The 1,969-nt window shown below is 30.0% G+C and carries 1 pseudogene; it reads left to right on the top strand.

The annotated features are described in order from the left end of the window. Positions 1–902 precede the first annotated feature (902 nt). Positions 903–1,517: pseudogene (locus Megvenef_RS09175) on the top strand (L-histidine N(alpha)-methyltransferase); the annotation flags it as partial. Between the last annotated feature and the right edge of the window lie 452 nt (positions 1,518–1,969).

Here is a 1,969-nt window from a genome sequence, read left to right as displayed (position 1 = left end):
ATTTTCATCTATATCTTCATCTTCTTCTTCTTCAATATTGTTTTCATTTACACTATCTTCACTATTTAGTTCCTCCTCTTCCTCTTCCTCTGCCTCTTCATTATCATCATCCTCTACTTAGCTTTTTTCTGATTATTAATAAGCTTTGTAATTAGATGAAGGTTTGTCCAATTTTATTTATTTATCAACATGATCTAAGAAATCAAATAAATCATCCTCATAACCATCAAGTTAAATTTATGTTTTAGTCAGTCTATTCGATTTCAACTTTAATTTTTTTGCTAAATTCTCTATCATTTTATCTTCTTCTTCTATTTCCTATTGCAATTATTTTTTTCTAATTTCCTCTTTGCTGTCCTCTTAAGGTCTCTACTTTTATGATTTTTTCTTTATTAATTATTGCTTTTATGGTATTTCCTATTTAATAGCAATTTCCGGCACTACTGCCACTTATATTTTCTATTAATGCTTTTGCTAATTTGATTAAATGTGATTCAATTTCTTTTATTCTTTCTTAGCTTTTCTCAGCTTCTTCCTATTGAATACATTATGTTGCTCCTTTATTGGTTAGAATTTAGGATTTTGTTCATCATTTATTGGGGGTTCTGATTATTTAACCATTATTATAATTATAAAATATCAATTATTAATAAAATGTATCGTATGGAATTTAATGACGTATTTGGTGCGTATATGTTAAATTATTCCTCATTTCCAATTGTAATTTAAAAAATAAAATGATACGACCAGACCTAGGCTCATTAACGAAGACCACCCGATACTTTGGAGAGGAAATTGAAGAAGCATTTAACTTCCCCTTCAAGATTCTGCCCTAAAAGTATCTTTATGGCGAAGTGGGGGATCTTCTTTTCTAGGAAATCATGAAATAGCCTGATTACTACGTCTCCAAGTGCGAGTACGAGATCTTTAAGAGTAAGTCCAAAGAAATCCTTAAAACAATGATTCACAAAGGGTTGCCATTCAATTTGATCGACATTGGAGCTGGGGATGGTTCGAAGACTAAAATACTTATCTAGTACCTTGTCGACAATGGTATTGATTTTACATATGTTCCCATTGATTTTTCACCACAAGTTTTAAGTTCCCTTTCCAAAAATTTACTACTAGACTTCCCAAACTTAAAAATAAAAACAATTGCTAGGTCATACAGTGATGCCTTTACTGAAGTTGAATGGGATCAGAAAATACCATCTTTGATGATATTTTTAGGAACAAGCATAGGAAACCTAACAAATGAGGAGCAAAAACGATTACTTGGAATGATTGCCAGAACATTGAAAAAAGGAGATGAATTCATGCTAGGTGTGGATCTACAAAAGGATCCTGAAGTCATAGTTAAGGCTTATAAAGGGTTTTCAGACTGGAACCTAAATTATTTAGAAAATATGAATCAGAAACTAGGTGCTAATTTTATTAGAGAAAATTTTACTCATTATCCAGTTTATGATCCTTTGACTGGTTGCATATATCTATATTTAATGAGTAAGGTTGACTAAGAAGTTTACCTAAAGGATCTAGATAAAATTGTCAGCTTTGAAAGTGGTGAGCCAATGCTGGTCTTGATGTCAAAGAAATATAGGCTCACCTAATTAAAAACCATGGCTAAGGAAAATGGTTTTAAAGTTGTTAGTCACTTCCAAGATTCAAGAAACTATTTCGTTGACTCTCTTTGGGAAAAAACAATTGAAATGTGATATGTTATCGAATTTATTATATAAATAGCTTTATGAAAACTTTTTTTTTAATTTCTACATAATCATATTTTATTGACCCAGCAAAATATATTATTCTCAAAAAGGTTTAATGAATATCAACATGTAAATCCCATTATTCTTTGAAATTTCTTAAATCTTTCAGAAACTCATGCATAAGATTGAACTACAAAGCAGTCATGTTCTAATACGAACCTATTCATAACTTATATATATTATCATAATATGTTAAATGC

The sequence above is a fragment of the Candidatus Megaera venefica genome (genome assembly GCF_034554655.1).
Lineage (GTDB): Bacteria > Pseudomonadota > Alphaproteobacteria > Rickettsiales > Rickettsiaceae > Megaera_A > Megaera_A venefica.
This window is presented reverse-complemented; position numbering and strand designations above follow the sequence as displayed.